Raw genomic sequence first — 6,131 nt, forward strand, 5'->3', positions numbered from 1 at the left:
ATGACAAGTCCGGGCAGTCCTTCGCAAACCCGGGAGTTGATCATCGAGCGGCTCGTCGGCGACAGCGGCGAGGCGGCGCAGGTGATCGGCGTCGGCCGCGGCATGGCCGAGCGGGCGCTGCCGGTGTTGCAGAAGGCGCTTGCGGGCGAGCTCGGCGCGCCAGTGATCGTCGATCTGCAAGTGGTGGAGGTCGGCCGCGTTCCCGAGGCGCGTTCGCGCGCCGGCGATGCCTTTGCGCTGACCGTTGTTGCCTCGCCGGCCTCGGCCGATGCCATGACGCTGGTGATGGATGCGCAAGCGGTCGCCGTCATGGTGAGCGCGCTGTTCGGCGGCGATCCCGACCAGCCGGTGGCGCCGATCGAGCGCGACCTGTCGCAGATCGAGGCCGACGTCGCGACCAGCGTGTTCCAGGAGGTCGCGACGGCACTCAACGGATCCGGCAAACGTTCGCTCGAGCTGCGCCTGCCGGTGCCGAAAGCAATGTCCGGCAACGATGCGAGGCGGCGGGTGCTGCGCGACGGCGCCGCCGTGCGCATCGTCTATGGCCTGTCGACGCCGTCCGACAGCGGCACGCTCACGGTGATGATCCCGCAGCGCCTGCTGCTTTCCTCGCGCAGCGGCGACGTCGCCACGGGCGAGGACGGCGAGACCACGGAATTCGACTGGCGGGCCCGCTTCTCCGAAGAGGTGATGCGCTCGACCGTCCGGCTCGAAGCGACGATGCCGCTCGCCCGGCTGACGCTCGGCGACCTCGCCGCGTTCGAACCCGGCCAGGTGATCGAATTCGAGGAGAACGCGCAGCTCAACGCCAGGCTCAGCGCCCGCGACAAGACACTGTTTGTCTGCGAGTTCGGCAAGCTGGGGCAGAATTACACCGTCCGCATCAGTCATCCGCATGATGCCGGGCAGGATTTCATCGACGGACTGATGCCGGGCTGACGCCAGGCCCGGGATTCATGGAGACGAAGCATGGCAGCGACAAATGTGGAAGCCGAGGCCGAAACGGAAACCGGCCAACCTAACGAGCAGCTTGATCGCGCTATCGAAGAACTGCGCGGCGTGCTCCGTGAAGAGGAGGGCCGTCCGGATGCTGCGTTTCGGGCTGGCGCCAATTCCTCGATCATCATGACCATTCCGGTAGACGTGCAGATCATCCTCGGCAGCACGGAGATGCCCGTGTCGGAGTTGATGGCGCTGCAGAAGGGTTCCACCGTCGCGCTCAATCGCCGCATCGGCGAGCCGGTCGACGTGGTGGTCAACGGCCGCAGAATAGCGCGCGGCGAGATCACGGTGCTGGAAAGCGATCCGACGCGTTTCGGCATCCGGCTCACCGAAATCATCGCCGCGACGAAGAGCGCCTGAGAATGGCGGGCGAGCGGACCAATCGGCAGCGAGGACAGCACGCATGACGACGGCATTGGCGCTCACACGTCCGCAAAAGGCGGCGGCCATATTGGTGGCCATGGGCAAGCCCGCGGCCAGCCGCCTGCTCAAATTCTTCAAACAGGACGAGTTGAAGGCGTTGATCGAGGGCGCGCGTCTCTTACGCACCATTCCACAGGCCGACCTGGAGCGCATCGTCGCCGAGTTCGAAGCCGAGTTCACCGAGGGCGCCGGCCTGCTCGATTCAGCCGACCGGATGGATACGATCCTGAACGAATCGCTGTCGCCCGAGGAGATGAGCGCCATCATGGGCGAAAAGAAGTTCGAGCCGGTTCCGGAAGGACCGCCGCCGATATGGCCGGACCTCGAGAAGCTCGAGCCGGCGCGGCTTGGCGGCTTCCTTGCCGGCGAGCATCCGCAGACGTCGGCCATGGTGCTTTCGAAGCTCGCGTCGCAGACGGCCGCCAACGTGCTGCTCACCATGGAAAAACCGATGCGCAGCCAGATCATCAAGCGCATGGTGACAATGGCCAACATCCCGGACGCGGCATCGCGGATCGTCGAGAACCAGCTGCGCGTGAGCGTGCTGTCGCAGAAGGCCAGCAGGGACACGTCCGCCGGCCAGGAACGCGTCGCCAGCATGCTCAACGAAATGGCGAAGCCGGAACTGGACGACCTCATGCAGGATCTGGAGGATCTCGGCACGCCCGATCTCGCCGGCGTCAGGTCGCGGCTGTTCGCCTTCGACGATCTGCCGCTGCTGCCGCAGAAAGCCCGGGTTTTGCTGTTCGACGGGCTATCGACCGAGCTCGTCACGCTGGCGCTGCGCGGCGCGGCGCCGGAACTCGCCGAATCGGCGCTCTCGGCGATCGGCGCGCGCTCTCGCCGCATGATCGAATCCGAACTCGGACAGGGATCGGAAGGCATTGCGCTTGCCGACATCATGGCGGCGCGCAAGAGCATATCGGTCGCCGCCATCCGGCTGTCGCGCGAAGGAGCCTTCGAGCTGCCCTCGACGCAGACCGCCGCCGCCGAAGCCGCTTGACGATAATCACCCGGTCAGAGCGCCATGGCTGAAGCGGTCGACAAGGATTCCAAAACAGAGGAAGCCACAGAAAAGAAGATCCGCGACACGATCGAACAGGGCAAGCTGCCCCATTCGCGTGAGACCGCGATCTTTGCGTCCTTCCTCGCCATACTGGTTTTCGCCGTCTTCTATGCCAAGGACGCGATCGTCGATCTCGGCATGTTCCTGTCGACGTTCCTGGAAAAGCCGGAAGCCTGGCCGATGGACACCGAGACCGACGTCATCTCGCTTTACAAGCAGGTCATGGTCGAGATCGGCGGCGCCGTCGTCAGCCTGCTGGTGCTGCTGACGGTTGCCGGCATCGGCGCCTCGGTGTTCCAGAACATGCCGCAAATCGTCGGCGAGCGGATCAGGCCGCAGCTGTCGCGCATCTCGATCGCCAAGGGCTGGAGCCGGATGTTCGGCGTGCAGGGGTGGGTCGAATTCCTGAAGTCGCTGGCCAAGCTCGGCTTCGCTATCGCGGTGTTGACCTTCACGCTCTCGGAAGATCATCGCAAGCTGCTCGCCGGCATGATCACCAATCCGGTCTCGTTCGGTCTGGTCATACGCGGCATCTTCGTCGACATATTGGTGGCGATCGTCTTCGTCATGGGGCTGATCGCGGTGGTCGACATCGTCTGGTCGCGTTTCCACTGGCGGAGCGACCTGCGCATGACCAAGCAGGAAGTAAAGGACGAGATGAAGCAGTCGGAAGGCGATCCGATCGTCAAGTCGCGGCTGCGCTCGCTGGCGCGCGACCGGGCGCGCAAGCGCATGATGACGGCCGTGCCGCGCGCGACGCTGGTGATCGCCAACCCGACGCACTATTCGATCGCGCTGAAATATGTGCGGGAGGAAGATTCCGCGCCGATCGTGCTGGCCAAGGGGCAGGACCTGGTGGCGCTCAAGATCCGCGAGATCGCCAGGGAGAACAACATCCCGATCTTCGAGGACGTGGCGCTCGCGCGCTCCATGTACAAGCAAGTTTCGGTTGATAGCGTGATCCCGTCGCAATTCTACCAGGCCGTCGCCGAGTTGGTCCGGATCGTCTACTCGAAGAAGGCCACGCGCAAAGCAACCCAATGAACGGACGCCGCTAATCCATGGACCGGCAACCACACGCCAACTCCCGCGAGCTGATCGTCGCCAGCGCCATCGAGCCCGTGGTGGGCGAATTGAGGCTCATCGACGTTGCCGACTATATCGCCTTCATCCGGCTCGAGCATTTCGCCTGCCTCTCGGACCTGGTGGATTCGGCCGCCGAGCTTTACTTCCGGCCGGGCAAGCTGCGGCTCGGCCATGGTGGCGAGGCGCATGTCGACTGGAGCGGCAGCCCGCGCATCGTGCTCGATCTCGAGCTGCGCCCGCGCGGCGTGACGGTCTATTTCCAGCTTACGCTGACCGAGCACGAGGCGTCCGTGGTGGTCAACTACGTGTCGTTCGAGAAGCCCGGCGAGACGCCCGAGCACAACACGGCCTTGCTCGAGGACGCGATCGAAGAGGCTCGCATCCGCAGGACCGAGCCGCTCGCATTCCCCTGACGATTTGATTGCAGCCGAGCCAATCTCGCTGCAGCGCGTTTACAGCGCCGCGGCTGTGTAGCTACTCGATCAGGCCGAGCCGCAACGCCTTGGCGACCGCCTGGTTGCGGTTGACCGCGTTGAGCTTCTGCGTCGACTGGGTGAGGTACTGGTTGGCGGTATGCACCGAGAGCTTGAGGAGCTTGGCGATCTCCTCGCTGGTGTTGCCGTTGGCGGTCAGCTTCAGGCATTCGAGCTCGCGCTTGGAGATCGAGCGCGTCCTGCCGGTGTCGCCGGGGCGGATGCGGGCGACCGCCGCGAAAAGCGCGAAGGAGCGGGCATGGATCTCGCACAGCATGTCGTCGGACAGCGCGATCTCCGAGCCCAGGAAGACGACCAGCCCGCATTGGCCGCGATCGGCATGCACCGGAAAGGCGATGCCGTTGGTGCCGGGCGCCAGCGGCGCTGTCGGCTCGGCCCAGGAGAGCGCCTGAAAGGCGTGCTGCGATCCGGCGGAGCCGTCGTCGGCCCACCAGCGCGGCGCCGTCGAGATGCGGCTGTGGCGCACCATATCCTCGCCATTGGCGCCGGAGATGAATTTGGTCGCGACCGCGGTGCCGGGATAGTCGGAATCGAAACACGCCACGAGACGCGCGCGCTCGGGCGACGGGCTAACGAAATAGAGGCCGAAGGCCGAGGCGTTGATATCGACGGCGATCCAGCGGCAGCGACGCACGGCATCCGGAATGGTGACCGCGTGATGGGTCTCCGAGCCGAGCGAGAAGGCGCCGAACGGATTGCATTGATCGTTGAAAAGGGCCGCGGCGGCCTCTTTGACCTGTGCGTGCTTCAAATGATGCCGCTCCTGATCGCGGTCGCGATCGCCATCGCGCGGTTGCTGGCCGCGAACTTCTGGATGGCGTGCGTGATGTAGCTGTTGACGGTGTTCGACGAGACACCGAGGATGACGGCCACCTCGTCGGTGGTCTTGCCTTCCGAAACCCAGAACAGGCATTCGCGCTCGCGGTCCGACAGCGGATCCTGCATGGACGCCGCGGCGATCAGCTGCGGAATGCTGGAAAGCGCGTAGCAGCATTTGATCTGCGCCTTCATCAGGGCGGCCAGGTCGATCTTGCCCGCCTCGGCGGCTGAGAACAGCACGAACAGGCGCTGCCGGCCGACATTGAGCCGCAACGAATAGATTTCGGCGTGGCCGAGCACGTCGAGCAGGCGGGCTTCCTCGCCGGTCAGCAATGCGCCGGCGTCGGGCGCGTGCGCCGCCACCAGCGGCTTCGGGCGTACGCCCGGCGCCACGGTCAAGGGGCCCAGCGCCAGGTTGGCAATCAGCCTTTTGCCGATCAGCTCTATGCCGTCGAAGATCCAGTTCGAGGAGACGATGCGCGCATCGTTGCGGTCCTGGTCGTGCACGATGGCGACCAGCATGTAGCTGTCGGCGCCGATATCGGCGGCAAGCTGCATGAAGAAACTGGTGAGATCGCCGCGCGATGTCAGGCGCGAGCCTGAAGCGTCGGGTTGGAGAAGCGCGGCGGAACTGCTCATTTTAATTCTTGGATTCTTGCCGGAATCGATCCTTGTGCCCGGTGCTGGCAAAACCAGCGGCCGGACCCGAAACGCGTCACGTTTACGAAGACACACCCACGGGCGCGAACGGCGCCCAACCGCGCCGAATCCCTCTAGGGAACGCGAAACCGTCCGCGTCTGGTACCAGCCTGGCGCCGGAACTTGAGACTTTGGGTGGTCGCCGCGCCCCCCATGGACCGGCTGATTCGGGTCTAATCTACCCGCAGATGAATCCGACATCAAACGCGATTTGACAAAATCGAATCCGGTGGACTCGCTTTGCGACTCAGCAGCCGGTCTTCGCGTTACTTGGCGGTGATTTCACAGTCGAATTGAGCCGATGATTTCGCGGCGGGGTCACAAAAATACGCCCCCGGTTGCATCCAAGGGCGTATCTCCTTCAAGGGGATTGGCTTAAAGCGCGTCGCGCTGAAGCGGATTCCACAGTACACGACTCATTGGGTTTTGATGGTCTTAGGGAAAGCGCTGAGCCATGCGGTTAGCGCGTTTTGGGGTGAGAAGTTGATCCATGCCCTGAGGGCGTCTAGTCCGATGCGGAACCATGACTTTTCGCGTCGGCC

The 6,131-nt window shown here is 64.3% G+C and carries 7 protein-coding genes; 5 read left to right on the forward strand and 2 right to left on the reverse strand.

Translation table 11 applies throughout. From position 1 onward, the window contains the following. The 5 genes from FJ424_RS04695 to FJ424_RS04715 are packed head-to-tail and all read left to right on the forward strand — an operon-like array spanning nucleotide 1 to nucleotide 3,990. On the forward strand, nucleotides 1-939 hold the full coding sequence (locus FJ424_RS04695; RefSeq protein WP_140651619.1) for a FliM/FliN family flagellar motor switch protein: 939 nt from the start codon (nucleotides 1-3) through the stop codon (nucleotides 937-939). Nucleotides 940-969: 30 nt separating this feature from the next. Continuing rightward, on the forward strand, nucleotides 970-1,362 hold the full coding sequence (gene fliN, locus FJ424_RS04700) for a flagellar motor switch protein FliN (RefSeq protein ID WP_140651620.1): 393 nt from the start codon (nucleotides 970-972) through the stop codon (nucleotides 1,360-1,362). Nucleotides 1,363-1,405: 43 nt separating this feature from the next. Further along, nucleotides 1,406-2,428: a flagellar motor switch protein FliG gene (locus FJ424_RS04705; protein WP_140651622.1), complete on the forward strand. Its 1,023-nt coding sequence runs from the start codon at nucleotides 1,406-1,408 to the stop codon at nucleotides 2,426-2,428. Nucleotides 2,429-2,452: 24 nt separating this feature from the next. Continuing rightward, nucleotides 2,453-3,535 (forward strand): flagellar biosynthesis protein FlhB, encoded by a 1,083-nt coding sequence (gene flhB, locus FJ424_RS04710; RefSeq protein WP_140651624.1) that lies wholly within the window; start codon nucleotides 2,453-2,455, stop codon nucleotides 3,533-3,535. A gap of 17 nt (nucleotides 3,536-3,552) precedes the next feature. Next, nucleotides 3,553-3,990: a hypothetical protein gene (locus FJ424_RS04715; protein WP_140642095.1), complete on the forward strand. Its 438-nt coding sequence runs from the start codon at nucleotides 3,553-3,555 to the stop codon at nucleotides 3,988-3,990. Between the two features lie 61 nt (nucleotides 3,991-4,051). On the opposite strand, the gene FJ424_RS04720 is transcribed toward FJ424_RS04715, so the two are convergent. Continuing rightward, nucleotides 4,052-4,822, reverse strand: coding sequence for a helix-turn-helix transcriptional regulator (locus tag FJ424_RS04720; protein ID WP_140651625.1), 771 nt, complete (start codon nucleotides 4,820-4,822; stop codon nucleotides 4,052-4,054). Next, nucleotides 4,819-5,529, reverse strand: coding sequence for a helix-turn-helix transcriptional regulator (locus tag FJ424_RS04725; protein WP_140642090.1), 711 nt, complete (start codon nucleotides 5,527-5,529; stop codon nucleotides 4,819-4,821). The genes FJ424_RS04720 and FJ424_RS04725 overlap by 4 nt, the downstream gene beginning before the upstream one ends. Nucleotides 5,530-6,131 lie beyond the last annotated feature (602 nt).

The organism is Mesorhizobium sp. B3-1-8 (assembly GCF_006439495.1).
Classification (GTDB): domain Bacteria; phylum Pseudomonadota; class Alphaproteobacteria; order Rhizobiales; family Rhizobiaceae; genus Mesorhizobium.

Bases quoted from the DNA above. Each gene is read 5' to 3' on its own strand.
- fliN (WP_140651620.1), top strand. From the start codon at position 970: ATGGCAGCGACAAATGTGGAAGCCGAGGCCGAAACGGAAACCGGCCAA.
- FJ424_RS04705 (WP_140651622.1), top strand. From the start codon at position 1,406: ATGACGACGGCATTGGCGCTCACACGTCCGCAAAAGGCGGCGGCCATA.
- FJ424_RS04715 (WP_140642095.1), top strand. From the start codon at position 3,553: ATGGACCGGCAACCACACGCCAACTCCCGCGAGCTGATCGTCGCCAGC.
- FJ424_RS04695 (WP_140651619.1), top strand. From the start codon at position 1: ATGACAAGTCCGGGCAGTCCTTCGCAAACCCGGGAGTTGATCATCGAG.
- flhB (WP_140651624.1), top strand. From the start codon at position 2,453: ATGGCTGAAGCGGTCGACAAGGATTCCAAAACAGAGGAAGCCACAGAA.
- FJ424_RS04725 (WP_140642090.1), bottom strand. From the start codon at position 5,529: ATGAGCAGTTCCGCCGCGCTTCTCCAACCCGACGCTTCAGGCTCGCGC.